Genomic DNA, 26689 nt, shown 5'->3' with positions numbered 1-26689 from the left:
TGTCATGGAGAACGCTTTTGATGCGTAAGAGTTTGTGGTGGTTATTGGCGGCTGCTTTTTCGGTATTTGCCCAGGACCCGGTATTACCGACGATTCCCGTTAACCATGTCAGCCCGGTAGTGGGTGAACTATCGCCGCCGGAATCGCTGCGCCCATGCTGCGCCTTCGGTTTCGATCTGCGGGTGCGTGCCATTGGCGTGCCGATCCCGGTTTATCAGATTGGTAATGTGCTGACGCTCGATACCTTAGGTGAACATCATTACAACGATAGCGCGCTCGGCGCGGTCAAAAATCTGGTTGGCTTAAGCGATGAGCACAATGGTCTTATTTATACCCGCCGCGGCGGTTTTATTGATATTGCCCATGTGCGTGATACCGCTGATTACACCTTTTATTTATTCAGCCGAATTTACCCGACGCTAGGACAGTCAGGACGCATCTTTTATAGCGAGGAACTGGGCGTACGCCGCGTCCAGTTAAATGCCTTTACGCCGCCGGCTTCAATGCCGCAGCGATATACGATTGCCGCCTGGCTTGCCGGCCATCTGGCCTTCGAAATTGCGCAATGGCATGAGATCGCCCAATGGTATGGTTTCCAGTCGGTTCCGGGTTTTTCAGAAGAAATTTCCGCCTTTTCGCCGGAGGACCTCTATTCCAATCTGCTTGGCGCGCGTCTGGCGATTAACGTTATTTTGCAAGGGCAAGCGGGTTCAGTCGATGCCTACAACCGGGCGATGGAAGCGGCGTTAAAACAGGCGCTGGTCAAACTGCTGGTCGCGCCGCAAAGTGAGACCGAGAGGATGTTCCGTGAAGTCGACGGCGACTGGTGGAACAGTAAACGGCGAGTGCCGGATAAATTTCTGGTGCTGAAGCGGAATTACGATCTCAGCGAAAATCGCCTGCCAACGCCGGTTCCTTTTGAACGCACGCCGCCGTATCGCCTGACGATGCCAAAGGAAGTTGCCGGGTTTACGCTCGCGGAACTGGGTCAACTGCAAATCCATCCGGGGCAGGATATGCAGTCGCTGCCAGCGCCGCATAATTTTTATTCTCCGCAGCAGTTCCAGGAGCTCGCTGATAAAGCGCAGCAGGCGGATGCCATTCAGCTGCAGCGTATTGAAAAATAACTAACGTTTGGACGCTGCTGGCTATACTCAATCAAACGAATCCCCCCGTTGAGGTAGCATCAGACCATGGTATTTATCGTTCCGCGCGCGTCCTGGCTACTGCTGGCGGTGCTATTAGTCAGCCAGGCTGGCTATGCCCTCGACGGCAGTCGGCTAAAGCAGCGCGCGGACGCGGTGCTCACCTTAATGAGTTACACCGTGGTACCTGACGTTACCGCCAGCGATCTGAATATTGGCTCCGGCGCGAATGAGAAAAACGAACTAACCCTCACGCAATTTGGCGGCGGCGCCACCTTGAGTGAGGATTTTCCGCTCTATCTGGAAGGCACCCTCGGTTACAGTCGCTACGATCCGCAATTTGTGGTCAGCGATGGTGCCCAGAGCCGTACCATTCCCACCAAATGGAACAGTCTGACCGCTACTGGCGGCGTCGGCCGGGACTTTCCATTGTATCAGGACCGATGGGGCGGAAAACTGGTGCTACGGCCTATCTTCAATATGATGCTGGGCACCATGGCCAGTGATGCGCGCCTCGGTCGCTGGGCGCTCGAACGTAAAACGGATGCCGATATTCGCTTCCTCGATGGTGGGCGACTGAACGCTTATGGGTTGGGCGGGTCGTTAACGCTTGATTATGAACTGTTTTCCAACACGCAGGATATTGACATAGAAGCGCGCTATTCCGCGATGAATTTGCAAACCTTCGGTAGCACATCAGAAGCGGTTCAGGGGCAGGCCAGTGCCGAAAATCTGGGTATCTACCTTCGTCGACGCGCGCCGATAGCTGACTGGATGTTGCTGAAAAGCCCGGTACGCTATGTGCTGGAAGGGGCTCATACTATCTATCTTGGCGACCAGCGCGGTGAACTCGGCTTTGATAGCCTGAGTTCGCTCGGCATTGGCCTGGAGCTCGACAGCAGCCAGTATCCGGTATTCATCACCCGCACCCGACTGGTGGCCCGCTATATGTTCGGTAATAACACCGAAGGGTATGGCCTCGGTTTAGCGATGAGTTTCTGAGTGATATTACCCGTTTCAGTGGTTGCGCTATTTTTTTTCATTTTGTTGGCAATATTTTCTTCGCTGATTCGTCTACCTCGATACATACATTTTAATGAGGTAATTGACGATGAGAGATTTTGAACGACACGGGCATCATCACCAGGGTTTTGGACGTCATAGACTGGCGCGACCGCTGATTATCGGCGCGCTGATTGTTGTGGTACTGAGTCTGGTCGTGATGTCGCTATGGAACGCATTGCTGCCGGCTATCTTCGGGGTGAAAAGCATCGGTTTCTGGCAGGCTTTGGGGTTGCTGGCGCTGTGCCGTATTTTGTTTGGCGGTTTAGGTTTTCATCGCGGTATGTTTGGTATGGCGCAGGCGCGTCGACGCATGCATGAACGCTGGATGACCATGACCCCGGAGCAGCGAGAGGAGTTTGCTCAACGTTTTGGCCGCCACGGACATCACGGCCGCTGCGGTTGGCATGAACGTCGCGGCGGGCAACCGACTAACGATAACACCTCGGCGAAGACGCCGGATGCCGAGTGAACGAGGTGAAAAACGCGATGGCGGGGGAATTACGGCTGCTGTCCGCGCTTGCCGCCTGCCGTGCGCGACTAAGCGCGTTTATTCGCGGTAGAACCGCCGTGCGTGACGATGCCGATGATATTTTGCAGGAGGTCACCCTGCAATTGATGAAGGTCGAGCAACCGGTGGAGAACGTCGCGGCATGGTTATTCCGGGCGGCGCGTAACGAAATGACCGACCGGTCGCGCAAGAAGCGCGAGCTGCCATTAGCGTTTGACATCGATGAAGATGGCGATGGCGGCTTTGCCGAGGATGAGCTGGCGGAAACGCTGTTTGGCGTCGCGCAGACGCCGGAGGAAGCATACCTTAAAGAACTGCTGTGGGAGGCTTTAACCGAGGCGCTGGCGGAGCTGCCGCCGCTGCAGCGTGAAGCCTTCGAGAAAACCGAGCTGCAGGGCTATAGCTACAGGGAGCTGGCGGCAGAGAGCGGCGCTAGCGAGCAGGCGTGGCTGTCGCGTAAACACAAAGCGGTGCTGTTTCTGCGCAGCCGTTTGCGAACGCTCTACGATGAACTTACCGCACCTTAATTCATGCCCGGCGGCAGATAGCGCCGGGCTTTATTTTATCCGTACTCCTATAACATTGTCGCTAGCCACTCGGCGAAGACGCGCACCTTGCGCGATACATGACGATGGGGATAAATAAGCGATAACTTCCTGGAGGGTACCGGATTATTTGGCAGGACTTCAACCAGCTCGCCGCTTTTCAACCAGGGTTGAAGGAAAAGATCCAAACCCTGCATAATGCCGAGTCCAGCAAGGCCAGCGGCGATGTAAGTCTCTGAATTATCGACCACCAGTTTACCCGCTAGCGAAATGTCCTGCTGCCCGGCGTCAGTTTGAAACACCCAGCGCATGGTCTGATGATTACTGTTATTCAGCCAGTTGATCGCCTGATGATGCCGCAGGTCGTCAAGGGTTGCGGGAACGCCGTATTTCGCCAGATAGGCCGGGCTGGCGCAGGTTTTCATACCGACGGTACCGAGATGACGTGCGATATAGTCACCGTCTTCAAGCTCGCCAATGCGCAGGACGCAATCGAGGCCCTCGCGAAGCATATCCCGCCGCCGGTCGGAGCTGCTCAGCACAATTTCAATCTCCGGATGTTGCTGATAAAAGGCGGGGAGATTCGGCACGACCACTAACTTCGCCAGAGCGATAGGCATATCTATGCGCAGTTGACCACGTAGCGGACGCTGCGGGGCGAAAGACTCCATAAGATCATCGGCCTGCGCCAGCAGAGGTTTACTACGACGATAAAACGCCTCGCCATCAGGGGTGAGGTGGATCTGTCGGGTGGTACGCTGCAGAAGCCGAACGCCGCAGTGCTGCTCAAGCTGCTGTAGCGCTTTCGTGACCGCCGGGCGATGGATCTGCAGATTCTCGGCGGCGCGCGTAAAGCTGCCAGACTCGATAATCTCGATAAAAATCTTAATAGATTCAAACAGATTTAAGTTCATTTGTGCCAATGTGCTCCGATGACAACATCGTATTTCACTTTGATTATTACTTATTTAATAACAGTGAAGGATAACTTTTACTATTTTTCCCAACAATAAAGCGGCCTACAGTGGCGTCATCCCAGCGCTAAGCGCCAGAAAACACACTAAGGAAGCCGCATCATGCAAAACCATTCTGTTAGCCATATTCTCGGTATTGAAAAACCTGTCATTCAGGGGCCGCTATCCTGGCTAACCGACGCCCGGTTAGTCGCCGCAGTCAGTAATGCCGGCGGGCTTGGCGTATTAGGGCCGAATGCGGGTTTAACCGCGCAAACCGCCGTCACGACGCCGCAGGAGACGGCAGAAAAGATGCGTGAAGAGATCCGTAAAACGAAATTACTCACCGAGAAACCTTTTGCCGTCAATCTCATTCCGACGGTTGAAAACGATATCTGGACGCCGCCGATTGTAGAAGTAGTAAAAGAAGAGGGGGTTAAAGCGGTGGTTTATACCGGCTATGGTCAAGGAGCTATCATTCCCTCGCTGTTTGCCACGCTTAAGCAGGCCGGGATCAGCATTATTTATCGTGATATTAACCCAACACCGGAAAACAGCCGCGAGGCCGAAGAGATGGGCGCTGATGTTATTGTCGCCACCGGCTTCGACGAAGGCGGAACGCTTCCGGGAACGGCGCTAGGGACGTTTTCAATCGTGCCATTGATTGTTGATGCGGTGAAGCGTGTGCCGGTGCTGGCGGCTGGCGGGATTACCGACCGGCGCACCGCCAGGGCCGCCCACGCGCTGGGCGCGCAGGGGGTATTTGCCGGCTCCGTGTTTATCAGCACCACCGAGAGCCGCGTGCCGCCATCGGTGAAAGAGATGATCGTGCAAGCTAACGGTCTGGACTTGCAGCTATTTCGCACATTGCCAGATTACTATCGTTCGCTGCCGGGTAAATTAGCCGCCAGGCTGGTGGCGTTAGATAAATCCGGCGCCAGTAATGAAACCATAGCCGCGGAAATGGGCGGCCTGCGGGGCCTGCGAATTGGTATGCTGGAGGGCAACACTGACGAAGGCTACATTTCACTGGGAACCGGCATCGGCAGTATTCAGAGGATTAAGAGCGTAGCGGAAGTGGTGGAGGAACTGACGGTTTAATCTGCCTTCCCGTGCTCTCATGCGGAAAACAGAAACTCCCCGTTTGCGACAACGGGGAAGGTGATTAGCCGGAATTAGCTACCCCAGCGCTGCTGCAGATACTGAACCGCCTGCTGGGTTTGCGGCTGGTTAAGGTTGTTTTCACGAAACAGAATAGTCCCCTGAATACCCGGTGTGGTTTCATTGAGGTCGATCTGTTTTTTCAGCTCCGGCACGCCGCCGTCGACCATCCAGTCTGGCTCATTTTTTGACGGCTCGCCGACTTTATACAGCGCCACGCCGATATAGAGCCGGGTGTGAGTGGGTTTCACGACATCGGCCCACCACTTAGCCAGCACATCATAGCGCGCGGCGTCGCGGGCGAACGGCCAGTACAACTGCGGCGCGATATAATCCAACAGCCCTTGTTGAACCCAACTGCGGGTATCGGCATAGGACTCATCATAAGCCGCCGCGCCGCGGGTGTCAGAGCCGGCCGGATCGTGGGAGCGGTTGCGCCATACCCCCGCCGGGCTGACGCCAAACTCAACCTGCGGATTCAGTTTCTTGATGGTCTGTGAGACCTGCGCTATCAACTGTTGGGTGTTATGACGCCGCCAGTCGGCTTTTGAGGCATAACCCTGACCATATCGCTGATAGGTTTGATTATCGTTCAGCGTCGATCCCGGCGTCTCAGTATAGAAATAGTCATCAAACTGCACGCCGTCGATGGGATAGTTTTGCACCACCTCCGCCACGATACTGGTGATCCAGTCACGGACTTCCGGGATCCCAGGGTCGAGCACAAAGCGATCGCTGGCGGTGCGTATCCAGTTGCGGTGCAGGACAAATACGCTGGCGGGGACCTGAGTCAGGGTGTGGTTAAGCTCGGCGATGGTAGCGGGTTTGGTATTAACCGATACCCGATACGGGTTGAACCACGCGTGAACTTTCATCCCGCGTTTATGCGCTTCATCGAGCATAAACTGCAGCGGATCGTAGCCGGGATTTTCGCCAATTTTGCCGGTCAACATGTCTGACCACGGCAAGATGTGGGAATCCCACAGCGCGGTGCCGTCAGGTTTGACCTGGAAGAAGACGGTATTGATGCCCAGGCGTTGCAGATTGTCGAGTTTGGCGATCAGCGCCAGTTTCTGCTGGCTGATACGGCTTTCCGGACTACTGGCGATAATTGAACCCACCGGCGGCCAGTCGAGACGGGAAACCGTGGTGATCCAAACGCCGCGTACTGGCTGCTGATTTTTTGCCGATTTTTGCGTAACGGTCGGTTTGCTGGCGGTCACCAGCGATTTTGGCGCTTTACTGGTGCAAGTCACGAGCAGCAATACGGCGGCAGCAACCGCGCCGAGCCGGGTCATGCAGGTGACGGAGAGAAGGCGACGAGAAGCGATAATCATTACTCCCGTAGGCATGTAGACGCTTGAAAAATCACATTGTCTTATGATTCCCCCACCAGGGCAAGCCGCGCTCCGATGCAAAGAAAAAGAAAATGCCTTTTGTCTGGTATCTGTACGCGTTACGTGCAGAACTAACGACAACCTTTCACAGCAGTTAGCTGAAAAAGCAGAATTAACCTGGATAATTAGCTGGCCAGTTGTGTTACAACATATTACGAGACGCACAGCTAAGGAGAATCCGATGCGAAAAATATTATTGCTGGCCGCCGTTTTGCTGGCATCCGCACCGATCGTCACCCAAGCCGAAGAGATTACGCTTTTGCCGGCTATTAAACTGCAGATAGGCGACCGGGATTCCTACGGTCATTACTGGGACGGCGGCCGTTGGCGTGATAAAGACTACTGGCATCGTCATTATGAATATCGCGACAAGCACTGGCGAAAGCTAGAGAAAAAACAGCGTAAAGCCTACGAGAAGGGCTACCACGACGGTCGTAAAGACGCGAAGAAGCGTGAGAAAGAATACTATAAACATCACAAGAAGCATCATCACTAAAACATTAACGGGGCCATCAGGCTCCGTTTTTTAGCTACTGCAATTCACCCCTCAAGATTCAACTCATTATTCGCTGCTGTCGATGGTTTGCGTAAACTGTCTTTAGAAGCCTCCCGCAATAATGTCAAATATCACTTTGATTTTTTACAGCATCAGTATTACCTGATGAAAATAAAAATAGCCTACCAAGATTGGTGGGCAAATTTACCGCGAAATGTTTTTTAAGACTATTCCATATTCACAGCGAATGAAAAATCCGATTTGCAAAATAATTAAATATATCTTTTAAATCACATGGTTAAACTACACTTTCTTTTGTATGGTCTCTGGTATTACACTTTTTCGGCGATTGTTCGACTTTCTGCGCTAAAAGAGCGAGTGAGATTAATCCTAAAAATTTAAATACGCTAACCACCCATAACTACGAGGCGAAATTGCGTATTGAATTGACTCGATCGATCTGTAAAATTGTGTGGTGATAGTTAATGAAATGTAATAAAGGGATCCACTGCGGTGAAGATTCGTGCGGTAGCTATGGCCATATCACAGCTGGAACCCTTTTACGCACAGTGATTAAGGATATTCAGACTTGTTATTCAAGCAGGGATAACCCTTAAGAAAATAATAGCATTGCAATGGAAAAGCATATGAAAACGCGAGTGTTTTTAGCCGCTATGATTGCGGTTTCACTGGCAGGGTGCGAAGCGCCGCCGAAGCCGCAAATTACCGATGACACCATTGAAACCACGCAGGTTAACGGCGTCAATTTGACCCATCGCCATATTGTTGTTCCTCCAACGGAATTTACCCCGATTAACGCAGAATATCGCGCGCTGTATTCCGCCGCGGTAATGAGCCAGGCCGGGTATGGCGGCAAAGTGATTGTGCAATTAGTTCCAGGTGCTAATTATATTGCATTGGGACAGGCCCAGGACGGCTGGATAGCGTTAGCCAATGAAGGTCAGGAAAATTTAATTGGCTATGCTCCGGCCAATGCCGTTGTCAAAAGTGAGCTGTATGATAAAACGGTTCGCGAACAGTCGAAGCGCCCGAAGGCGCGTAAGAAAGCGACCTGCGTGAGCGTCGACGGAAATACCAAAGCCTGCAAAAACGGCAATAACGGTACCTGGATTCTGGATTAATCCCGCCTTTACGAGCGACACCGTATGAATAATAACTCTCTTTTACGCCAGGTCATGCTGGCGTTTTATTTGTTTCTTTTTACGTTGGTTAGTGGATGTGGTTCGTCTTCACACAGCGACCCTGCCCGATACAATCTTCAGTTCCAGGCCCACCCGCAAATTAACCGTTCTGCGCCATTAAAGGTCAGAGTGTTAGTGCTGAAATCCGACGCGGAATTCATGTCCGCCGATTTCTACTCCTTACAAAATAACGCGCAAAAAGTTCTCGCCGGCAACCTGCTTAACAGCGATGAATTTTTCCTGATGCCGGGGCAACTGGCAAAAAAACTCAGCGGGCAGTCCTCGCCGGAGGCGCGTTATATCGGAGTGATGGCGGAATACCAATCTCTCGATGGTAAAAAGTGGCGCATTTCTCTTCCTCTGCCAACGCCTGGCGAAACCCCTTTCTGGCAGTTCTGGAAACTGTCGGCAGATCAACTGCAAGCCAATTTATATCTTGACGTTAACGGGATCCGCGTCGTGCAGCAATAGCGCGAGCCCTAACAGGAAATTTGTATGAATAAAGCAGAAAAGGTGGTCTGGACCGAAGGCATGTTTTTGCGTCCGCATCACTTTCAGCGGGCAGAAAGCTACCTGCAAACGCAAATTCGCGAATGGGGCGGATTACAGCGCTCCTGGCTATGGGGTTTTCTCGAGATTGAACTTGATGATGCGATGCTGCGTCAGGGCTGTATTGCCCTGAGCTATGCCAGCGGCCTGCTGCCGGATGGGACGTTCTTCCAGTTTCGCGATGCTCGTCAGGGCCCGGCGCCGTTGCAAATCCCGGATAACGTCACGGGCGAAAAAGTCGTATTGGCCTTGCCGGTTCGTCGCGGCGGTCGGGAAGAGGTTATCTTCAGCGAGGAAAAAGACTCGCTGGCGCGATTTACCGCGTTTGAACAGGATGTGGAAGATGACAATGCGCTGTCGGTCGGCGATGCCACCGTGCAGTTTGCCCGCCCGCGGCTCACCCTGATGCTGGAAAAGGATTTGACCGCCGAGTGGACGGCCATCGGCGTGGCGTTCATCGCCGAGAAGCGCAACGATAACGCCGTAAAACTCGATAATGGCTACATCCCGCCGATGCTTAACGGCATCAATCATCCTTTGATTTACGCGATGATCAACGACTTGCATGGTCTGCTGGCGCAGCGTAGCCAGCAAATCGGCAGCCGGCTCCGACAGCCGGGGCGTTTTAATACTTCCGAATTAATTGAGTTCACTCTACTTGCGCTGGTCAATCGCCATCTCGGCCATCTCTCACATCTCAAAACGCTGCCGTTAGTTCATCCCGAGTCATTGTGGAATAGCTGGCTGCCGTTCGCCGCCGAGCTGACGACCTGGATGGCGCAGCGCGGTCCGGATGCTGCGCTGCCGATTTACGACCATGACGATCTCGCGAGCTGCTTCGGCAAACTGATGCTGTTGCTGCGCCAGGGGTTATCACAGGTAATGGAAGACAACGCCATCCAACTACCGCTGATAGAACGATCGCATGGGTTGAACATCGCGACGGTACCCGAGAGCAGCATGGTGCGTGATTTCGGATTCGTATTGGCGGTTAAAGCCAGCGTACCGGGTGATGTACTGCAAACGCACTTCCCGGCGCAGATGAAAGTCGCGCCGGTGAGCAAAATTCGCGATCTGGTGCAACTACAGCTTCCGGGTTTAATTCTGCGCGCTATGCCCGCCGCGCCGCCGCAAATTCCGTGGCATGCCGGTTACAACTACTTTGCAGTCGAGAAGGGCGGCGAGCTGTGGAACGACATGGAGAAATCTGGCGCCTTCGCCCTGCATCTGGCAGGCGAGTTCCCCGGCCTGGATATGGAATTTTGGGCTATCCGTAGCCCGTCGGAATAAGAAAGCGAGCGTTGATGATGCAGGAACAACAGGCCGCTGCCAGCCATGGCGTAAGCGGCAATAATCCCCTGGTGACGGCCGCCAACCCATTGCTAAATGCGATTCCCCAGATCCGTCATTCGGTATCGCACGATGACCAGGCCGGTTTGCGCCAGCGTTTGATTGATGAAATCCGCCGTTTTGAAGTGCGCGGTCAGCAGGCGGGGTTACCCTACGAGGTGATAGTCGGCGCTCGTTACTGCCTGTGTACCGCGCTGGACGAGGCTGCGGCCTTAACGCCATGGGGGAGTAGCGGCGTCTGGTCGGGCAGCGGTCTTTTAGTGACCTTTCATAACGAAACCTGGGGCGGGGAGAAGTTCTTCCAGCTATTGGCGCGCCTGTCGCAGAATCCACGCGAACACATCAATCTTTTGGAACTGATCAACTACTGTTTGTTGCTCGGTTTTGAAGGGCGCTACCGGGTAATGGATAACGGCCGCACGCAGTTGGAGACCATCAAGCAGCGCCTGTGGCAGATGATTTGCGGCGTACGCGGCGGCTATGCGCCGCCGTTATCGGTTCACGGCGAGGATCGCCCGGTGTTGCGTAAACTGTGGCGTCCGGTGGTGCCGCTGTGGGCCTGCGTCGCGCTGGCGGGGTTCGCCGCCTGTCTGTTCTATATCATTCTTAACTGGCGGCTTGGCGATGCTACCAACCCGGTGTTGGCGAAAATTTACCAGACGCCGTTGCCGGAAGCGTCGATTGCTCAGCCGGCGGAAAAATTGCCGGCGGTACTTAACCTGCGAGGTTTTCTGCGCCCGGAAATTGCCGAAGGGCTGGTTGCGGTCCGTGATGAAGCGGACCGCAGCGTGGTGATCCTCAAAGGCGACGGGCTCTTTGCTTCGGCCTCAACGGTGGTGCGCGATCGCTACGACCCGGTCATTGACCGCATTGCGCAAGCGATGAACAACGTCAGCGGCCGCATTCTGGTGGTCGGCTATAGCGATAACGTGCCTATCCGCAGCGCGCGCTTTGCCTCGAACTACGAGTTGTCCCTGGAACGCGCGCGTTCGGTACAAAAACAGCTGCAAAATCATCTGACGCAGCCCGAACGCGTAAAAGCCGAAGGGCGAGGGGAAATGAACCCCATCGCGCCGAATACCACTCCTGAGAACCGTGCCCGTAACCGCCGTGTGGAAATTACTCTGCTGGTGTCGCCCGATAATACCCGGGCTGAGCTGAACGGATTGCCCCAAGGAAATTAAGGATGCTGACACTTCTGCTTTCCATACTGACCAACCGGCTGCTGTGGGGTTTTCTCGGCGCCACGGCGGTGGCGGCCGTCATCTGGATGATTGGCCCGCTATTGTCGATTGTCGATACCCGGCCGCTGGAGTCGGAACAAAACCGCGTTATATCTATTGCGCTGGTGTACCTCATCTGGGCGCAAAGCCACATTCTGCCGCGTCTGTACAACGCCTGGCTCAACCGCAAGCTGATGGATAACCTGAAGGAAGACACGCCGAAGGGCAACGATCCGCAGCAGCGCCTCAATAGCGAAGACCAGATCCTCGCCGATCGCTTTGATGAAGCCGCGCAAATGTTGAAAAAAGCGCACTTCAGCAAAACCGGCAATGGTCAGTGGACCCAGCGGTTTAGCACCCACTATCTGTATCAGCTGCCGTGGTATGTGATTATTGGCGCATCCGGATCCGGTAAAACCACCGCCTTAGCCAACTCCGGGCTGCAGTTTCCGCTGGCCGATCGCTTCGGTAAAACGGCGTTACGCGGCATCGGCGGCACGCGCAACTGTGACTGGTGGTTTACCAACGAAGCCGTGCTGCTGGACACCGCCGGGCGCTATACCACCCAGGAGAGCGAGCAGGCGCAGGACGCCAGCGAGTGGCTGAAATTCATGGGGTTATTGCGTAAATACCGCCGCCGCCAGCCGATTAACGGCGTTATCGTCACGGTAAGTGTCTCCGACCTGTTAACGCAATCGACGGAGGCCTCGCGGCAGCAGGCGGTTAATCTGCGCCAGCGTCTCTCTGAACTACATGAACAGTTGGGTATTCGTTTCCCGGTGTACGTACTGGTGACGAAGGCCGACCTGCTTAAAGGCTTCCGCGCCTGGTTTGCCGATTACGACAAGGCGCAGCGCGATCAAATCTGGGGCTTCACTTTCCCGTGGGAGCAGGCAAGCGTTGCTGACTTCGACCTGATGGGCCGCTTTACCCAGGAGTTTGCGTTACTGCAACAGCGGCTTGAAGCCGGGCTGCCGGATACAATGCTGCAAGAGCATGACGCCAAAACCCGCGCCGAAGCCTGGCTGTTCCCGCAAGAGTTTGCGGCGTTGCGGCCGCTGTTAGCGGACTATCTTAGTACCGTCTTTGCCCGCTCTAACTTTGAAACCGAGTTTTCGCCGCGCGGCATTTATTTCGCCAGCGGCACCCAGGAAGGGTTACCGTTCGACCGCGTGATGGGTGAACTCAATCGCGCGCTATCTTTGCCGCAGGGAAATGAAAACGACAACTGGGACTCGGTCAGTAAAGAAGCGCCGATCCCCGGCGCCAAAGGCCAGAGTTATTTCATTAAAAACCTGCTGCAAAACGTGATTTTCCAGGAAGCCGGCATCGCCGGGCAGAACCGTTGGTGGGAACTGCGTAACCGCGCAGCGATCTGGTCAGGCTATGCGGCGCTCGCGGCGCTGTTAATCATTTCATGCGTACTATGGCTGACAAGTTACGGCAAAAATAAGGCCTACCTGGAAGAAGTCTCGGCGAAGGTGCCGCAGGTTGAGCAGCAGAGCAAAGCGCTGCAAAACCCCGAGCAGCGCGATCTGTTCGCCATGCTGCCGCTACTCAACGGCCTGCTGGAATTGCCGAAGAGCGCCGACTTTGACGTCAACGACCCGCCGGTTAGCCGCCGGATGGGGCTCTACCGCGGTAATGATGTCAGCGACGCCTCGCAGACGCTGTATCAAAAAGCGCTGCAGCAAATGCTGCTACCGGATGTCGCCATGCGAATCACTACCTGGTTGCGCAACGACAATGGCAGTGACGCCGAATATAGCTACGAGGCATTGAAAGCCTATCAAATGCTCTATCAGCCCAAGCAGTATGACGGCAAGTTTTTACTCTCCTGGGTGATGCTTAACCTGCAGCGTAACCTGCCGCAAAACGTGACGCAGACGCAGCTTCAGCAGCTGGAAGGGCATCTGGTCCAGCTACTGGAACCGCAAATCCAGTCCTCGCCGTATGCCAAAGACGATGCGCTGATCGCCCGCGAACGGGCGTTGATTAACCAGCAGCCGCTCTCCTCAAGAGTGTATGGTCGGCTGAAACGTCTGCTTGAGCATGACGACAATCTGAAAGCGGTCTCGCTGGCGACGCTCGGCGGGCCGCAGAGCGAACTGGTGTTCTCGCGTAAAAGCGGTACGCCGATCGCGGAAGGCGTGCCCGGTCTGTACACGCCAGATGGCTACTGGAAGGTGTTCAATAAACAGATCGATAACGTGACCAGCGCGCTGCATGAAGATGATATCTGGGTGCTGGGCGCCGCCAGCGCGTCGGAAGATAAACAGCAAACCGATAACGCCGTCCGTCAGCTCTATATGCGTGATTTTATCGCCAACTGGGATCGCTTCCTTGCCGATATTCAGCTCAACAATAGCGCCGATTTGTCATCGCGGATCAACACCGCGCGTCTGCTTTCAGCCAGTAACTCGCCGCTGCGCCGTCTGGTTATCAACCTGAGTCAGGTGCTGAACCTGGCGCGCGCCGAGCCGGATACGGTTAAAAGCGAAAGTTCAGCCGAGCAGGGCAACCGTGCGACCCGAACGCTGGAAGCGCTTTTCCGCCATGATGAGGGCGGCGCAACCCAGGGCGCGGCGCTTAGCCAGACGCCGGAACAGCTGGTAACGGAACACTACGCGCCGCTGATCGAACTGGCGCAGCCGTTGGAAAAGGGCGGCAAAACGATTGTGTTCGATGATTTCCTCAAACAGATCGACGAACTTTATCGCTACCTGACGGCGGTACAGGATGCCGCCAACAGCGGTATGCAACCGCCGGGCGGCGATGCGATTAGCCGTCTGCAGGCCAGCGCCGGCCGCTTACCGGGCGGCCTGCAAACCATGTTCAGCAAAATGGCGGTCGGCGCCAGTAGTGATACCCAGCGCCGCGATCTCGATAACGTACGTAAACGGATTAGCGTGGAGGTCGGCGGTTTCTGCCGCCAGGCTATCGCCGGGCGCTATCCGCTGGTTCGCAGCGCCAGTAGCGAAGTCACGCCGGACGATCTGGCGCGTATGTTCGCGCCGGGCACCGGCATGATGGATACCTTCTTCCGTGACAACCTGACCAATAAAGTCGATACCACGCAGTCCAGCTGGCGTTTTATGCCCGGCATCGATGGCAAAACGTTGCCGGGTAGTGAAGGGTTATTAAGGCCTTTCCAGCAGGCGCAATCGATCCGCGACGCGTTCTTTGCCAATGGCGCGACCACGCCGTCATTTAAAGTGACGGTGCGCACCATCAGTATGGACAACCGGATCCTCAATCTGACGCTGGATGTTGATGGTCAGCAGTTGCGCTACAGCCACGGTCCGCAGGCGGTGCAAATGATGAGCTGGCCGGGGCCGGGCGGCACCAATCAGGTGCGTATGCAACTCGGTCTGGCCGATGGTACCACCTCGACGCTGGTGACCAGCGGCTCATGGGCGCTGAACCGCTTCTTTGATAAAGCGCGCACCGCGCCCGGCAGCAGCAGTTTGAGCCGTCAGGCAACGTTTAACGTCGATGGTTATCAGGTCACGCTGGAGTTTGCGCCGAACAGTATTCGCAATCCGTTCCAGCTTCCCCGTTTCTCATGTCCATAACCGCAAGGAAAGCCGAATGACTCACGCCCCTGCGATGAGCTGGTACGGGAAACTCCCCAGTACCGGCGATTTTTTACAACGTCGATTTCCGGACATGCTGGTTCGCCAGTGGTCGCAATGGTTTCAGGTGGGGCTGTTGGCCTGGCAACAGGAGCAACAGCGTAGCGGCGAACGCCAGTTCAGCAACGCGCCGGTGTGGAATTTTATCGTCCCGCCGATGTTGAGCGGCCAGATGGTGCAGATGGGGTGTCTGATCCCCGGACGCGATCGGGTAGGCCGCCAGTATCCCATCTGCGCGCAAATGGCCTTCAACCCGCTGGAGTGGTCGCCTTCAATCCTCACTCAGGCCGGAGAGTGGTATCAACAGGTGGGCAGATCGCTGCTGCATGCGGTACGTAATGGCTTTTCCGCTGAACAACTTGACCAGGCGCTACTCGCCATTCCGGCGCCAAAGCTGGTAGAGGCGGAAAAGCGTTCGGAAATACTCGACGTGATTGGCTATCAGCAAGATGGGCAAAGCTCCCTTGGCTGGCAGCAGGCGGCGGACTGTTTTGATCCGCAGCGTCAGACCAGTTTTTGGTGGACCAACCGCGCCGATGGTTATCCGCTCTATACCCACGTCCATAGCGGTAATTTGACCGGCCAGCTGTTCACGCTGCTGTTTGATCCCGCCGGGGGCGCGAGACCGGGCCGTCACGGTCTGTATCCGCCGATGTTTGAATAAGCAGGTAGGCCATGAATATTGATGAATTCCTTGCTCCGGTTAGCGCGGAGCAGCCCTGCGGTGAAAACCTCGAATATGACGCCGACTTCCAGGCAATGGAACAAGCGATGCAGGGTAAAGCCGAGCAGCAGTTTGGCGACACCATTATCCCGGCGGAACCCGCTGACTGGACGACGGTAGAAAAGCTGGCGGCTGGGCTACTTAGCCGCACCAAAGATTTGCGCGTCATGCTGGCGCTGACTCAGGCGTGGACAAAACGCCGCGGCCTGAGTGGTTACGCGGATGGCCTGCTGCTGGTGCAACAGGCGCTGTCGCTTTACTGGCAGCCTATCTATCCGCTGCTGGAAGAGTATGGCGAAACTGATCCGTTTTACCGCATCAATGCGCTCGCGGGGCTAAGCGATAAATCAGCGCTGACCAGCGCGTTACGCAATGCCGTGTTGTTACGCAGTAATGGCGATGAACTGCTATTGCGCGATGCGCAGGCGCTGCTCGATGGCAGTAAAACCGAATGCGCGGATTATCCCGGCGGCCGTTCGCGATTGATTGATGAACTGGCCCGCGGCGGACAGCCGGGGATTGACGCCATCCTCGCCATTCACCAGCGCTTGCAGACCATCCGCGAAATATTAAGCGATTGTCTGGGTGAAAGCGGCGTGCCGGAAATGGAACAACTGCAGAAGACCGTCGGTATCGTCGCCGGCGCCTGCCAGATAACCGATATTTCGTCCTTTCACGCGTCCCGCGAGGAGAGTGCCGTGAGTGAACATCAAGCGATTTCCGACGTGCCGCCGCCGTCAGCCGTTGACTGGCGCAGCGCGCAAATCAGCAGCCGCGCCGAGGCGCAGCAGATGCTGGAAAAAGTAAAACAGTACTTCGCTCAGCACGAACCGAGTCACCCCGCGCCGCTGATGATTGAACGGGTACAGCGGCTGATTGAGCTGGATTTTATGGACATCATCCGCGATTTAGCGCCGGACGGCGTTCACCAACTGGAAAACATTTTTGGACGTCGCGACTGACGCGTCCGGACATTATGGCGACAGGCATAAGGTCTGGCGCTCAACCTTTACCGCGCATCTTCGATGGAGAACATCATGGCAATAAGTAAAAGTGGGCAGAAATTTATCGCACGCAACCGTGCGCCCCGCGTACAGATCGAGTACGACGTAGAGATTTATGGTGCGGAACGCAAAATCCAGCTTCCGTTTGTAATGGGGGTGATGGCGGATCTGGTGGGTAAACCGGTCGACAATCAACCGGCGGTCGATGAACGTAAGTTCCTCGACATCGACATTGATAACTTCGACGAACGTATGAAAGCGCTGAAACCGCGCGTCGCTTTCCAGGTCGACAATACGCTGACCAACGAAGGCAAACTGAACGTCGACTTAACCTTCGACAGCATGGACGACTTCCTGCCGGATGCCGTGGCCCGCAAAGTGGAGCCGCTGAACAAACTGCTGGAAGCCCGTACCCAGCTTTCGAATCTGCTCACCTATATGGACGGCAAAAACGGCGCGGAAGAGCTGATTGCCAAAATTTTGCAGGATCCGACGCTGCTCAAATCGTTGAGCCAGATGCCGAAACAAGATGACAGTGCGAAAGGTAGCGAGGAGTAATCGATGAGCAACCCGACTCAACAACATGAGCAGCAGTCCAGCCAGGCCTTTAGCCAGGATGAATTCAGCGCGCTGCTGAACAAAGAGTTTCGCCCGAAAACCGACCAGGCGCGTTCCGCCGTTGAGAGCGCGGTAAAAACCCTCGCGCAGCAGGCGCTGGAAAACACCGTCACGTTTTCCAACGACACCTATCGCACCATCCAGAACCTGATTGCCGGTATCGATGAACAGCTGTCGCGCCAGGTGAATCAGATCCTGCATCATGACGAGTTCCAGAAACTGGAAAGCGCATGGCGCGGCCTGAGCTACCTGGTCAACAACAGCGAAACCGACGAGATGCTGAAAATCCGCTTTATGAGCATCTCCAAGCAGGAGCTGGGGCGCACTCTGAAACGTTACAAAGGGGTGGGCTGGGACCAGAGCCCGATCTTTAAGAAAATTTATGAGCAGGAGTACGGCCAGTTTGGCGGCGAGCCATTCGGCTGCATCGTCGGCGATTACTATTTCGACCATAGTCCGCAGGATGTGGAATTACTGGGTGAAATGGCGCGTATCGGATCGGCTGCGCACTGTCCATTTATTACCGGTACCGCACCGGAAGTGATGCAGATGGAGTCCTGGCAGGAGCTGGCGAACCCGCGCGACCTCACCAAAATCTTCCAGAATACCGAATACGCCGCCTGGCGTTCGCTGCGCGAGTCGGAAGACGCGCGTTATCTGGGGCTGGTGATGCCGCGCTTCCTGTCGCGCCTGCCTTACGGGATTCGAACCAACCCGGTGGACAGTTTTGATTTTGAAGAGCAGACCGACGGCGCGGATCACAACAATTACGCGTGGGCCAACTCGGCGTATGCGATGGCGGCGAACATTAACCGCTCTTTCAAAGAGTTTGGCTGGTGCACCTCCATTCGCGGCGTGGAATCCGGCGGCGCGGTGGAAAATCTGCCTTGCCACACCTTCCCGAGCGACGATGGCGGCGTGGACATGAAATGCCCGACCGAGATCGCCATCAGCGATCGCCGCGAGGCGGAGCTGGCGAAAAACGGCTTTATGCCGCTGATCCATCGCAAAAACTCCGACTTTGCCGCCTTTATCGGCGCGCAGTCGTTGCAGAAACCGGCGGAATATCATGATGCCGACGCCACGGCGAATGCACGTCTGGCCGCGCGTCTGCCGTACTTGTTCGCCTGCTGCCGTTTTGCTCACTACCTGAAGTGCATTGTGCGCGACAAAATCGGCTCCTTCCGCGAGCGCGATGACATGGAACGCTGGCTGAACGACTGGGTGATGAACTACGTTGATGGCGATCCGGCTAACTCGTCGCAGGAGACCAAAGCGCGCAAACCGCTGGCGGCGGCTGAAGTGCAGGTAGCGGAGATCGAAGACAACCCGGGTTACTACACCGCGAAGTTCTTCCTGCGTCCGCACTACCAGTTGGAAGGGCTTACTGTGTCGCTGCGTCTGGTTTCCAAGCTGCCGTCGCTGAAAACCAAGGAAGCGTAATATGATGCCGCCGGGAGGCGACTCCCGGCAGGTACAACGCCATGGAAGGAGGTAAAGAAATGAAATTATTACCACTCTGCACGCTGGGACTGCTCACGGTGCTGACGCCATTTACTGTCGTCCAGGCGGCTGATGATTCCGCCAATTTACTAAGCGATCCCAATCAACTATCACGTAATGATGTGCGGTTGAGCGGCGAAAAGTTTCTCAAGGCCTGGCTGGCGCAAGACAATACCCAGCAGCAGTTAAAGGCCAATATGTATCTGCTTGGCGTGATGGATGCAACAGAAGGTAAAGCCTGGTGCGGTTATCAGCAGGCACTGCCGGGATCGCTTCGAGAAAGCGTCTACAGCTATTTCAAAAAGCTGCCCGACGAGCGAATAAAACAGCCTGCGGCGATGCTGATTACCGAAGCGTTGGCGAAGGAGTTGCCTTGTCATGGATAACCACTGGAGAATAAAAATGAACGCCAGACCTTCTTTTGTTGCCGCATGGGCGGCGGCAACGCGCATTTACGACGCTAACGATCCTATTGGTAAAGTTAAGCGAGTCATCGGTGGAAAAGTGAAACACAACTTTGAAATACCGGAACAGCAGGGTGGCTGGTCAAATAGCTGTGCCGTACGCATGAGCTATGTGTTGAACTATACCGGGCATCCAGTGCCGCGTATTGCCGGACTGACAGTATCTGGCGCAGATAACAAATGGTATTTCTTCCGGGTTAAAGATGTTATCGCCTGGCTGACCCGCCAGTGGGGTAACCCCGATATGATCGTTAGTTATCCTTCTTTACCCGTTCAGCAGTTGGCTAATACAAAAGGCGTGATTTTGTTCGAAGTACAGGGCTGGAGCGATGCCGCTGGCCATGCCACTTTTTGGAATGGCTTAACCTGTTCGGATCACTGTTATTTCAATGCCCAGGACACTAATTACACGACGACCAAAGCCAATTTTTGGGAGTTGCCATGAACAGAATCATTATCAGTCTGCTGCTTGCTAGCAGTGCGTCGGCTTATGCCTGGGACGACCCGGTATTGTTTGTTAAACAGCTACCCTATAAGCAGGTTGTTAAAGACGTGGTTTTATCCCGCTGTCTGGCGCAGGTAGCCGATGATAAAAGTCAGTTTTCTGTGGATGCTGCGCGCAGTAGCAATGCGTTGCTGGAGTGGGTGCCTTTCGATATTGAAAACGGTAATGACAAAATTAACGCCATTATTACTAAATACAAAAGTGCCACCAATGACTTTCATTCCGAGAGACAACCCGCAATTCAGGGCGTCACTTTGAATTGTTTGCGCCTTTATCATAGTACGGAACTGGATCAATTAACTTCGCAGATAATCATCGGTGATCCTAATAAAACCTGGAATCAGGATAACCCGCATTAATTTCAACTTTGCATTCCTGCTATTTCACAGCATGAGTGTTAAGACCAGCAATGGGCTTAAGCCTGTTGCTCTGAGGCAGAGGTAAAATATGGATGGTTTTATTCAGCCCCATGCTTTCCTGTTTGCCATATAAGTGCTTTTTCGAAAGCAATAATTTTCATTAACGAAGAGTAGATATTATGGCTATTGATATGTTTCTGAAGGTCGAGGGTGTAACCGGTGAATCAAAAGATTCTAATCACACCGGTTGGACTGATATTACCTCTTTTTCCTGGGGCGCATCCCAGCCGGGTAATATGAGCGTGGGCGGCGGTGGCGGTGCGGGTAAAGTGAATTTCAACGACCTGCACGTAAATGCGCTGATCGACAAATCCACCACCGCGATTCTGAAGCACTGCTCCAGCGGCAAGCACCTGACCAAAGTTGAACTTTCGGTCTGCAAAGCCGGTGGTCAGCAGGTTGAATATGCGCGAATCACCCTCGAAGATGTACTGGTGACTTCCGTGCAGTACACCGGCGCCGATAACGGCGACACCGTTGGCGTAACCTATGCCTTCCAGGCGGCGAAAGTGAAACAGCAGTACTGGGAGCAGACTTCCGCTGGCGGTAAAGGGGCAGAAAGCAGCGCCGGCTGGAATATCAAAGAAAATAAAGAAGCATAATTGCCTACGTGCCGGGGATTTTCCCCGGCCATTCTCAATCAAGGAGGAAGGATACATGGCAAATTTGCAGGAAGGGGGTTATCGTTCTCTTACTATCGGCGAGATAGCATTAGCACGTTTGGTTTTTGGCGACGCAATAAAATATTCTGAAGTTAAAGGACATAATAAAATTTACTTACCATTTAACATGCAATCAAATAATGTTGTAATGACGCCTAATGGTGAAATGTATTGATCGGCGGGCATGGTTATGAGTAAATTTTTTATTATATTGGCGTTCACAATCATGATAAACGCCTGTGTACCTCACCCGGCACAATATCAGACGTTTTCAGTAACACTAAAAAACAATGAACCTTGTTTTGCTCTCCCCGTTAACTCAGGGCTGGATGCGCCTATCACTAGTTCTTCGCCCACCATTATGAAAAAAACGGCCAATGAATGGAAACCAATATCACCGCCAGCGACGTTCAGCCCTACCGCGATGTTAAATAGCCAGCAGTGTCACCAATGGAGTGGTATTACATGGCAAGCTGGAGAATATGATGTTGCACTAAAAGTGTCTGGTAAAAACGATTCCGTTCGTTATGGTGCTCGATTCTCCTTAGTAGAAAGTGCTTCAGGGCAATTTAAGCTTACACAGACTGAATAAAATGTGCCCCCGCAAACGCCGCCGTTCTTATTTCGAGAGCGGCAGCGTTTGTGCGCCAATCATATCAGCAGGAATAGGCTATGCGATTCACGATTATTTCGACCAAAGCCGGTCATCAGCCCCCGCAGGGCAGCTGTGACTTTTACGCGCCGGGCGGTACCATTGGGCGCGGCACGGACAATAACCTGGTGCTGCCGGATGACGACCGCGCCATATCTCGCCTGCAGGCCATCGTCCACGTGGCGGCAGACGGCGAGTGCAAAATTACCAATCGCGGCAACGTGACGCGGGTGGTACTCAACGAGATCCCGCTGGAGCGGGGGCGTCAGGTTGAACTCCAGGATGGCGATATCCTCGCCATTGACGACTATCACATCGAAGTCAGCGATCTGCTGCAGGATAGCCAACCGATAAGCCGAATGGCGGCGAGCGGTCAGCCGCCTGTCACTACGAAACCGTCGACACCAGCGCCATCCGCAGCGCCCACCGTGGCGGAAGCCGCGCCAACCGCGGTACCGTCAGAAATCTGGGATAGCCTGATGCAGGAATTCTCGATTGCCGACAGCATCTCCAGCAGCCGGGCTAAGCCGCAGGCCGATAACGCGCCGAATCCCTTCGCTGAGCCGAAGCCTGCCGAACGTAATCCGGAAGATCCGCTGGCGATGTTCGCTGATAGCGAACCGCTGTTTGAGCGCCCGCCGGTGGCGACGGACGACCTGTTTGCCGATGACACCCCATTTGATCGCGACAGTATTTTTGCCGACGTTACGCCAACGACGCTGGTGCCGCCAGTTGAAAAACCGGCTCAGCCTGTCACCGATGAGCCGCAGGCAGAATTGGATCCGCTGGCGCTCTTTGGCGGCGACGTTAGCGCCAAAACCGCGCGTCATGACGATCCGCTGGGGCTAATGGGCGGCGCGCCGCTGACATCGGTAGATGCCTTCAGCAACGAAGAGCCTGCTAAAACGGTTGCCGACGAGCCTGATGCCGCTTTTGATTCGCCATTATTGATGGCCCAGCCGCCGCAGGAGCCGCCCGCGGCAGCGCGTGAAGAAGCGCCGGAAATAACCTTACCGACGCCGCAGGCCGTGGCGCGGCAAGCCGCCCAAACGCCAAAAGGGCGCTTGCGTATCGATCCCGTGCGTCATGAACATCAGGCGACCAGCACGCCGCAGCCGGGTAACGGCGAAGTGCTGCAGGGAGAACTACTGGAAGCCTTACTAGAAGGCATGGGGCTCGGCGATATGCAGCCGGTCCCGCAGTTCGACAAAGAGAATATGCGGCAGCTCGGCCAAATGCTGAGCATGTTCTCGCAGGGAACCGTCGCGCTGCTCTCTTCGCGTTCGATCCTCAAACGCGGCGTCAAAGCCGATATGACCATGGTACTGGACGACGCCAATAACCCGTTCAAGCTGTTGCCTTCGGGCAAAACCGTGCTGATGCAGATGTTCGGCGCGCGGATGCCGGGCTTTATGCCGCCGAAAAAATCGGTACGCGATGCGTTGATTGACCTGCAGGCCCATCAGTTAGGGATGATCTCGGGGATCCGCGCGATTATCGCCGCGATGCTGCAGTCCTTTAATCCCGAGCAGCTGGAAGAAGAGGCTAAGCGCGATGGCCATACTTCGCGCCTGGCGCTTCCGGCCAGCCGTAAAGCGGCGTTATGGGACTATTTTGTCCGTACCTACGGCGAAACCGCCGGAGAAATTGAAGACGATTTCCACACCCTGTTTGGCGAAGCATTCCTCTATGCCTATGACATGGAAGTGAATCAGTACAAAGACTCACAGAGCGGATCGGAAGAATAATGGACATTACCACGGCTTCTCTTTCCCGCCAGGGAACGCGCGCCAGCAATCAGGATCAGACCGGCGAATGCGTCGGTGAGCGCTCCGCCTGCTTTGTGGTCTGCGACGGCATTGCCGGGTTGCCCGGCGGCGAGGTGGCGGCGGAACTGGCGCGCAACGCGATTCTGGATCGGTTTGACGGCGATAATCATCTGAACGCCCAGACCATTCGCCAGTATGTACAGCAGGCCAACGGCGCCATTCTCCAGCAACAGCAGGCGACGCCGGATTATCGGCGAATGGGCACCACGCTGGTGAGCCTGTTTATCGATCGCGATTATAAGCTGGCCTACTGGGCCCACGCCGGCGATAGCCGGTTATACCTGTTTCGCCGCGGCTGGCTGTACCACGTCACCACTGACCACAGTCTGGTCCAACAGATGAAAGATGCCGGACATCAGACCGACGATATTAACAGCAACCTACTGTACCGGGCGTTAGGCATGGCCAGCGACGGTGCGGAAGCCAGCTATAGCGATGTGGTGCCGGTAGAAGATGGCGATGCCTTTTTGCTCTGTACCGACGGTTTCTGGCACGGCGTCGGCGAAGAGCAGATGAAATCCTCCCTGCAGATGGTTAATACCCCGCAGGAGTGGTTAACCCTGATGAATCAGTATCTTCAGAGAAACAATGACGGCAACCAGGCTTCGCAAGACAACTACAGCGCCGTCGCGGTATGGATGGGCAGTCCGGAAGAGGCGACGCTGCTGCACTCGCTGGCCGACGCCGCACAATTTTTCCCCCTGCGGGATTGAGACAGGCTAAGAAGGATTTTTATGAAACATTGGATATTGGGTGCTGCAATATTTGCCGCCACCGGCGTCGCGCAGGCGGAAAACTACCGTATCGTGCAATCGCCTTCGCAAAAACTGGATGTCTGGATCGATAACATCAAGGGCAATACCGCGCAGAGCTGGTGCGCTAATGAAGTGCCGCTACGCATCGTCGCCAACGGCAACAAGAACGTCAAGATACTGGATAACTTCCTGCCGCGCGTCGGCGCATTAATGGAGCATCAGTGTTCGCGTTTGCAGCAGTTGAACTGGACGCTGGTTGACGCTAACAATGGGCATATCGCTCAGGGGAGCGCGGCGAAAAACAAAAAATGGGCGGTAAAAGTCGCGCCGGCCGATACCGCGGCGGCGGAAAAGCCCGTCGCGCCAGCCTGGCTGCCGCCGGAAGAGAAGGCGGAAAAACTGTCTCCCGCCGCCGACCGTACGCCGTGGCAGGAGTTCACATTGCAGGGCGGCTGTCGACTGCGCACCTTCTGGCAGGAAAGCGCCGCCGCCTTATTCATTCCCGCTGTTGAATCCGGTAGTTGCGAAAAGGGCGGCTGGCTGAGCGGTCGCACCGTCATCACTCAATCCGTTAACGGTAAAGAAAAGCAGAGCACCGTGACGTTTGTGCACGGCTTCCCGGTGGTGGGTCTCAATGCCGCCGCTGACCCCAACAAACTTCTGATCACCGCGGTCAATAACCAACGCATGGTAGTCAGCAATGAAAACGCTCAACAAAGCTGGATGATCCTGCCTTATGACCCCGGGCAAAACGGTTGGCAGATGACCGGCACGCTGGCTATCGAAATGTCTCGCGAACTGGCCAACGATCCGTCGCGTCTACAGGCGCGGATAGAGGCGGCGCGTAGTGTCTGGACGCCGTGGCTGGCGCCGGATATCAAACTCAACGTTGTGCTGATCGACGGCCTGCACCCGCTGCTGCGTAACCCGGCGGCAGGCGCATGGCGCGCGGCGAACTAAGGAGCGACGATGAACACGCTATATCAACAGCTGGCTGGCGAAAGCGTCGGCGCGGCGCTGCAGCGCCTGGAAAGCGAGATCAAAAGCCGTCCCGCCGATGCCGATTTACGTGCGGCGTTCGTCCAGTTTCTATGCCTGAGCGGTAACTGGACGCGCGCGTTGGCGCAGCTAAAAAGCTGGCTGGCGCTGAAGCCGCAGGCCAGGCCAACGGTCACCCTGCTGGAACAGAGCATTCAGGGCGAGCAGCAGCGAGATGCGGTATTTGCCGGCAGCGCCCGCCCGCAGATGCCGGACAGCCAGTGGCCGTGGCTGTCTGCGCTGGCCTCCGCGCTTTGTGCTGATTCAGAAACCGCCCAGCGACAGCGGCTGGCCGCCTTTGAACAGGCGCCCCTTAATCCTGGTAATCTCAATCAGGCGGATACCCCCGCGGTCGCTTTTCACTGGTTGATGGACGGCGACGCGCGTCTGGGCCCGGTTTGCGAACTTATCTTCAATGGACGGTATTGCTGGCTGCCTTTTACCGCTATCGCCGAAATTCGTTTTCAGGCCCCGGCGAGCGTCACCGATCTGGTGTGGCGCCATGCGCTGGTGCGCCTGACCGATGGTAGCGAGCAAGTGTGTCAGATCCCCGCGCGTTACCCTGTCACGCCGCAGGCGGAGGCGCGCTTCCAGCTGGGCCGCGCCACCGAGTGGCAGCCGCTGGACGACGAAGGCGCGCTGTATCAGGGCCACGGGCAGAAAGTGTGGCTTAACAATAACGATGAATTCCCGATTCTCTCTCTCGACGTGGTGAGTTTTGCATGAACAAACCGGTACGCGACGGTGACGCGCTGCGCAGCGGCTGGCAGGCGCGTAGTAAGCAAGAGACCATTGGCGCCCGCGATAAGATGCAGCCGTCGCTGCTCGACCGCCTGACCGATAATCAGCCGCAGAAAAAATCGGAGCCTCTTAACAGCAACCTGATCACCCACAGTACGCTGCGCCGTCACGTGCTGCGCGATCTGCAGTGGCTGTTCAATACCATCAATCATGACGATCCGCAGGCGTTGGCCGCGCTGGCGCACGTGCGCCGTTCGGTGGTTAATTTCGGCGTCGCGCCGCTGGCCGGGAAACGGATGTCGGATATTGAATGGCAGGATATACAACGCAAACTTACCGAGGCGATTATTAGCTTCGAACCGCGTATTCTGCCGCAGGGGCTGCAGGTCCGCTGTATTTCTGATACCCAGTCACTGGATTTACATAACGTCCTGTCGATTGAAATTAAAGGGCGTCTGTGGTGCGTACCGTATCCATTAGAGTTTTTGTTCCGTACCGATGTGGATCTCGAAAATGGCCACTTTGAATTGAAAGACGCGGGGTAAC

Annotated in this window: 28 protein-coding genes; 26 read left to right on the top strand and 2 right to left on the bottom strand. The window is 55.3% G+C overall.

The genetic code is table 11. The annotated features are described in order from the left end of the window. The first annotated feature begins 20 nt into the window (after window positions 1-20). The 4 genes from PGR10_RS03960 to PGR10_RS03945 all read left to right on the top strand — a co-directional run bounded on the left by PGR10_RS03960 (window position 21) and on the right by PGR10_RS03945 (window position 3245). Window positions 21-1127, top strand: a complete 1107-nt coding sequence (locus tag PGR10_RS03960; protein ID WP_045366070.1) for a DUF4056 domain-containing protein — start codon at window positions 21-23, stop codon at window positions 1125-1127. A gap of 66 nt (window positions 1128-1193) precedes the next feature. Continuing rightward, the gene (locus tag PGR10_RS03955; protein ID WP_430922996.1) at window positions 1194-2147 is read left to right on the top strand and encodes a hypothetical protein; all 954 of its coding nucleotides are present in this window, start codon (window positions 1194-1196) and stop codon (window positions 2145-2147) included. A gap of 109 nt (window positions 2148-2256) precedes the next feature. Beyond that, on the top strand, window positions 2257-2679 hold the full coding sequence (locus PGR10_RS03950) for a hypothetical protein (RefSeq protein WP_430922995.1): 423 nt from the start codon (window positions 2257-2259) through the stop codon (window positions 2677-2679). A gap of 17 nt (window positions 2680-2696) precedes the next feature. After that, window positions 2697-3245, top strand: a complete 549-nt coding sequence (locus PGR10_RS03945; protein ID WP_430923110.1) for an RNA polymerase sigma factor — start codon at window positions 2697-2699, stop codon at window positions 3243-3245. Between the two features lie 47 nt (window positions 3246-3292). Here PGR10_RS03945 and PGR10_RS03940 read toward each other — a convergent pair whose 3' ends face one another. Then, complete coding sequence (locus tag PGR10_RS03940; protein WP_316423926.1) at window positions 3293-4177, bottom strand: LysR family transcriptional regulator; 885 nt, start codon at window positions 4175-4177, stop codon at window positions 3293-3295. A gap of 162 nt (window positions 4178-4339) precedes the next feature. Between PGR10_RS03940 and PGR10_RS03935 the strand changes: the two genes are divergently transcribed. Beyond that, complete coding sequence (locus PGR10_RS03935; RefSeq protein WP_113373346.1) at window positions 4340-5317, top strand: nitronate monooxygenase; 978 nt, start codon at window positions 4340-4342, stop codon at window positions 5315-5317. A gap of 74 nt (window positions 5318-5391) precedes the next feature. Here PGR10_RS03935 and PGR10_RS03930 read toward each other — a convergent pair whose 3' ends face one another. Beyond that, complete coding sequence (locus PGR10_RS03930) at window positions 5392-6675, bottom strand: glycoside hydrolase family 10 protein (RefSeq protein WP_430923109.1); 1284 nt, start codon at window positions 6673-6675, stop codon at window positions 5392-5394. A 280-nt stretch (window positions 6676-6955) separates the two neighbouring features. Between PGR10_RS03930 and PGR10_RS03925 the strand changes: the two genes are divergently transcribed. From PGR10_RS03925 to tssE, 21 genes are all read left to right on the top strand, one after another. Next, window positions 6956-7270, top strand: a complete 315-nt coding sequence (locus PGR10_RS03925) for a DUF2502 domain-containing protein (RefSeq protein ID WP_087860815.1) — start codon at window positions 6956-6958, stop codon at window positions 7268-7270. A 647-nt stretch (window positions 7271-7917) separates the two neighbouring features. Then, window positions 7918-8412, top strand: a complete 495-nt coding sequence (locus tag PGR10_RS03920; protein WP_015366552.1) for a hypothetical protein — start codon at window positions 7918-7920, stop codon at window positions 8410-8412. A 24-nt stretch (window positions 8413-8436) separates the two neighbouring features. Beyond that, entirely contained in the window at window positions 8437-8943 is a 507-nt protein-coding gene (gene tssJ / locus PGR10_RS03915) for a type VI secretion system lipoprotein TssJ (RefSeq protein ID WP_015366553.1), read from the top strand. A 24-nt stretch (window positions 8944-8967) separates the two neighbouring features. Continuing rightward, complete coding sequence (gene tssK / locus PGR10_RS03910; RefSeq protein ID WP_015366554.1) at window positions 8968-10311, top strand: type VI secretion system baseplate subunit TssK; 1344 nt, start codon at window positions 8968-8970, stop codon at window positions 10309-10311. 14 nt (window positions 10312-10325) lie between these two features. Continuing rightward, window positions 10326-11555, top strand: a complete 1230-nt coding sequence (locus PGR10_RS03905) for a DotU family type VI secretion system protein (RefSeq protein WP_032714535.1) — start codon at window positions 10326-10328, stop codon at window positions 11553-11555. Window positions 11556-11557: 2 nt separating this feature from the next. Next, window positions 11558-15169 carry a type VI secretion system membrane subunit TssM gene (gene tssM, locus PGR10_RS03900; protein ID WP_430922994.1) on the top strand — a complete coding sequence of 1204 codons (3612 nt, stop codon included), beginning with the start codon at window positions 11558-11560 and terminating at the stop codon, window positions 15167-15169. Window positions 15170-15185: 16 nt separating this feature from the next. Further along, a complete protein-coding gene (gene tagF / locus PGR10_RS03895; RefSeq protein ID WP_430922993.1) occupies window positions 15186-15893 on the top strand; it encodes a type VI secretion system-associated protein TagF in 708 nt (235 codons plus the stop codon). An 11-nt stretch (window positions 15894-15904) separates the two neighbouring features. Continuing rightward, window positions 15905-16915 (top strand): type VI secretion system protein TssA, encoded by a 1011-nt coding sequence (tssA, locus tag PGR10_RS03890; protein ID WP_430922992.1) that lies wholly within the window; start codon window positions 15905-15907, stop codon window positions 16913-16915. A gap of 75 nt (window positions 16916-16990) precedes the next feature. Next, complete coding sequence (tssB, locus tag PGR10_RS03885; RefSeq protein WP_015366559.1) at window positions 16991-17515, top strand: type VI secretion system contractile sheath small subunit; 525 nt, start codon at window positions 16991-16993, stop codon at window positions 17513-17515. Between the two features lie 3 nt (window positions 17516-17518). After that, window positions 17519-19018, top strand: a complete 1500-nt coding sequence (tssC, locus tag PGR10_RS03880) for a type VI secretion system contractile sheath large subunit (protein WP_015705459.1) — start codon at window positions 17519-17521, stop codon at window positions 19016-19018. A 59-nt stretch (window positions 19019-19077) separates the two neighbouring features. Further along, entirely contained in the window at window positions 19078-19464 is a 387-nt protein-coding gene (locus PGR10_RS03875) for a Rap1a/Tai family immunity protein (protein WP_430922991.1), read from the top strand. 16 nt (window positions 19465-19480) lie between these two features. Beyond that, window positions 19481-19987 carry a type VI secretion system amidase effector protein Tae4 gene (locus PGR10_RS03870; RefSeq protein ID WP_182941316.1) on the top strand — a complete coding sequence of 169 codons (507 nt, stop codon included), beginning with the start codon at window positions 19481-19483 and terminating at the stop codon, window positions 19985-19987. Then, the gene (locus PGR10_RS03865) at window positions 19984-20406 is read left to right on the top strand and encodes a T6SS amidase immunity protein Tai4 family protein (RefSeq protein WP_113373351.1); all 423 of its coding nucleotides are present in this window, start codon (window positions 19984-19986) and stop codon (window positions 20404-20406) included. The genes PGR10_RS03870 and PGR10_RS03865 overlap by 4 nt, the downstream gene beginning before the upstream one ends. Before the next feature lie 179 nt (window positions 20407-20585). Next, on the top strand, window positions 20586-21068 hold the full coding sequence (locus PGR10_RS03860) for an Hcp family type VI secretion system effector (protein ID WP_015366565.1): 483 nt from the start codon (window positions 20586-20588) through the stop codon (window positions 21066-21068). Between the two features lie 55 nt (window positions 21069-21123). Next, window positions 21124-21303 carry a hypothetical protein gene (locus PGR10_RS03855; RefSeq protein WP_113373352.1) on the top strand — a complete coding sequence of 60 codons (180 nt, stop codon included), beginning with the start codon at window positions 21124-21126 and terminating at the stop codon, window positions 21301-21303. Window positions 21304-21312: 9 nt separating this feature from the next. Continuing rightward, on the top strand, window positions 21313-21720 hold the full coding sequence (locus PGR10_RS03850; protein WP_213794026.1) for a putative T6SS immunity periplasmic lipoprotein: 408 nt from the start codon (window positions 21313-21315) through the stop codon (window positions 21718-21720). A gap of 80 nt (window positions 21721-21800) precedes the next feature. Beyond that, entirely contained in the window at window positions 21801-23528 is a 1728-nt protein-coding gene (gene tagH, locus PGR10_RS03845; RefSeq protein WP_430922989.1) for a type VI secretion system-associated FHA domain protein TagH, read from the top strand. Continuing rightward, window positions 23528-24322 (top strand): PP2C family protein-serine/threonine phosphatase, encoded by a 795-nt coding sequence (locus PGR10_RS03840; RefSeq protein WP_430922988.1) that lies wholly within the window; start codon window positions 23528-23530, stop codon window positions 24320-24322. The genes tagH and PGR10_RS03840 overlap by 1 nt, the downstream gene beginning before the upstream one ends. A 21-nt stretch (window positions 24323-24343) precedes the next feature. After that, a complete protein-coding gene (locus PGR10_RS03835; RefSeq protein WP_430922987.1) occupies window positions 24344-25324 on the top strand; it encodes a hypothetical protein in 981 nt (326 codons plus the stop codon). A gap of 9 nt (window positions 25325-25333) precedes the next feature. Further along, entirely contained in the window at window positions 25334-26128 is a 795-nt protein-coding gene (locus tag PGR10_RS03830; RefSeq protein ID WP_430922986.1) for a type VI secretion system accessory protein TagJ, read from the top strand. Further along, entirely contained in the window at window positions 26125-26688 is a 564-nt protein-coding gene (gene tssE / locus PGR10_RS03825; RefSeq protein WP_015705452.1) for a type VI secretion system baseplate subunit TssE, read from the top strand. Before PGR10_RS03830 ends, tssE begins: the two co-directional genes overlap by 4 nt. Window position 26689: the final 1 nt, after the last annotated feature.

This window comes from Klebsiella sp. 141198 (genome assembly GCF_050600785.1).
Classification (GTDB): domain Bacteria; phylum Pseudomonadota; class Gammaproteobacteria; order Enterobacterales; family Enterobacteriaceae; genus Klebsiella; species Klebsiella aerogenes.
This window is presented reverse-complemented; position numbering and strand designations above follow the sequence as displayed.

What these genes read in the sequence shown, in the direction of transcription:
- tagH (WP_430922989.1), top strand. Translation starts at nt 21,801, where the DNA reads ATGCGATTCACGATTATTTCGACCAAAGCCGGTCATCAGCCCCCGCAG.
- PGR10_RS03870 (WP_182941316.1), top strand. Translation starts at nt 19,481, where the DNA reads ATGAACGCCAGACCTTCTTTTGTTGCCGCATGGGCGGCGGCAACGCGC.
- PGR10_RS03925 (WP_087860815.1), top strand. Translation starts at nt 6,956, where the DNA reads ATGCGAAAAATATTATTGCTGGCCGCCGTTTTGCTGGCATCCGCACCG.
- tssB (WP_015366559.1), top strand. Translation starts at nt 16,991, where the DNA reads ATGGCAATAAGTAAAAGTGGGCAGAAATTTATCGCACGCAACCGTGCG.
- PGR10_RS03835 (WP_430922987.1), top strand. Translation starts at nt 24,344, where the DNA reads ATGAAACATTGGATATTGGGTGCTGCAATATTTGCCGCCACCGGCGTC.
- tssA (WP_430922992.1), top strand. Translation starts at nt 15,905, where the DNA reads ATGAATATTGATGAATTCCTTGCTCCGGTTAGCGCGGAGCAGCCCTGC.
- tssK (WP_015366554.1), top strand. Translation starts at nt 8,968, where the DNA reads ATGAATAAAGCAGAAAAGGTGGTCTGGACCGAAGGCATGTTTTTGCGT.
- tssC (WP_015705459.1), top strand. Translation starts at nt 17,519, where the DNA reads ATGAGCAACCCGACTCAACAACATGAGCAGCAGTCCAGCCAGGCCTTT.
- PGR10_RS03955 (WP_430922996.1), top strand. Translation starts at nt 1,194, where the DNA reads ATGGTATTTATCGTTCCGCGCGCGTCCTGGCTACTGCTGGCGGTGCTA.
- PGR10_RS03935 (WP_113373346.1), top strand. Translation starts at nt 4,340, where the DNA reads ATGCAAAACCATTCTGTTAGCCATATTCTCGGTATTGAAAAACCTGTC.
- PGR10_RS03905 (WP_032714535.1), top strand. Translation starts at nt 10,326, where the DNA reads ATGATGCAGGAACAACAGGCCGCTGCCAGCCATGGCGTAAGCGGCAAT.
- PGR10_RS03875 (WP_430922991.1), top strand. Translation starts at nt 19,078, where the DNA reads ATGAAATTATTACCACTCTGCACGCTGGGACTGCTCACGGTGCTGACG.
- PGR10_RS03830 (WP_430922986.1), top strand. Translation starts at nt 25,334, where the DNA reads ATGAACACGCTATATCAACAGCTGGCTGGCGAAAGCGTCGGCGCGGCG.
- tssM (WP_430922994.1), top strand. Translation starts at nt 11,558, where the DNA reads ATGCTGACACTTCTGCTTTCCATACTGACCAACCGGCTGCTGTGGGGT.
- PGR10_RS03950 (WP_430922995.1), top strand. Translation starts at nt 2,257, where the DNA reads ATGAGAGATTTTGAACGACACGGGCATCATCACCAGGGTTTTGGACGT.
- tssJ (WP_015366553.1), top strand. Translation starts at nt 8,437, where the DNA reads ATGAATAATAACTCTCTTTTACGCCAGGTCATGCTGGCGTTTTATTTG.
- PGR10_RS03940 (WP_316423926.1), bottom strand. Translation starts at nt 4,177, where the DNA reads ATGAACTTAAATCTGTTTGAATCTATTAAGATTTTTATCGAGATTATC.
- PGR10_RS03840 (WP_430922988.1), top strand. Translation starts at nt 23,528, where the DNA reads ATGGACATTACCACGGCTTCTCTTTCCCGCCAGGGAACGCGCGCCAGC.
- PGR10_RS03855 (WP_113373352.1), top strand. Translation starts at nt 21,124, where the DNA reads ATGGCAAATTTGCAGGAAGGGGGTTATCGTTCTCTTACTATCGGCGAG.
- PGR10_RS03865 (WP_113373351.1), top strand. Translation starts at nt 19,984, where the DNA reads ATGAACAGAATCATTATCAGTCTGCTGCTTGCTAGCAGTGCGTCGGCT.
- PGR10_RS03860 (WP_015366565.1), top strand. Translation starts at nt 20,586, where the DNA reads ATGGCTATTGATATGTTTCTGAAGGTCGAGGGTGTAACCGGTGAATCA.
- tssE (WP_015705452.1), top strand. Translation starts at nt 26,125, where the DNA reads ATGAACAAACCGGTACGCGACGGTGACGCGCTGCGCAGCGGCTGGCAG.
- tagF (WP_430922993.1), top strand. Translation starts at nt 15,186, where the DNA reads ATGACTCACGCCCCTGCGATGAGCTGGTACGGGAAACTCCCCAGTACC.
- PGR10_RS03945 (WP_430923110.1), top strand. Translation starts at nt 2,697, where the DNA reads ATGGCGGGGGAATTACGGCTGCTGTCCGCGCTTGCCGCCTGCCGTGCG.
- PGR10_RS03920 (WP_015366552.1), top strand. Translation starts at nt 7,918, where the DNA reads ATGAAAACGCGAGTGTTTTTAGCCGCTATGATTGCGGTTTCACTGGCA.
- PGR10_RS03850 (WP_213794026.1), top strand. Translation starts at nt 21,313, where the DNA reads ATGGTTATGAGTAAATTTTTTATTATATTGGCGTTCACAATCATGATA.
- PGR10_RS03930 (WP_430923109.1), bottom strand. Translation starts at nt 6,675, where the DNA reads ATGACCCGGCTCGGCGCGGTTGCTGCCGCCGTATTGCTGCTCGTGACT.
- PGR10_RS03960 (WP_045366070.1), top strand. Translation starts at nt 21, where the DNA reads ATGCGTAAGAGTTTGTGGTGGTTATTGGCGGCTGCTTTTTCGGTATTT.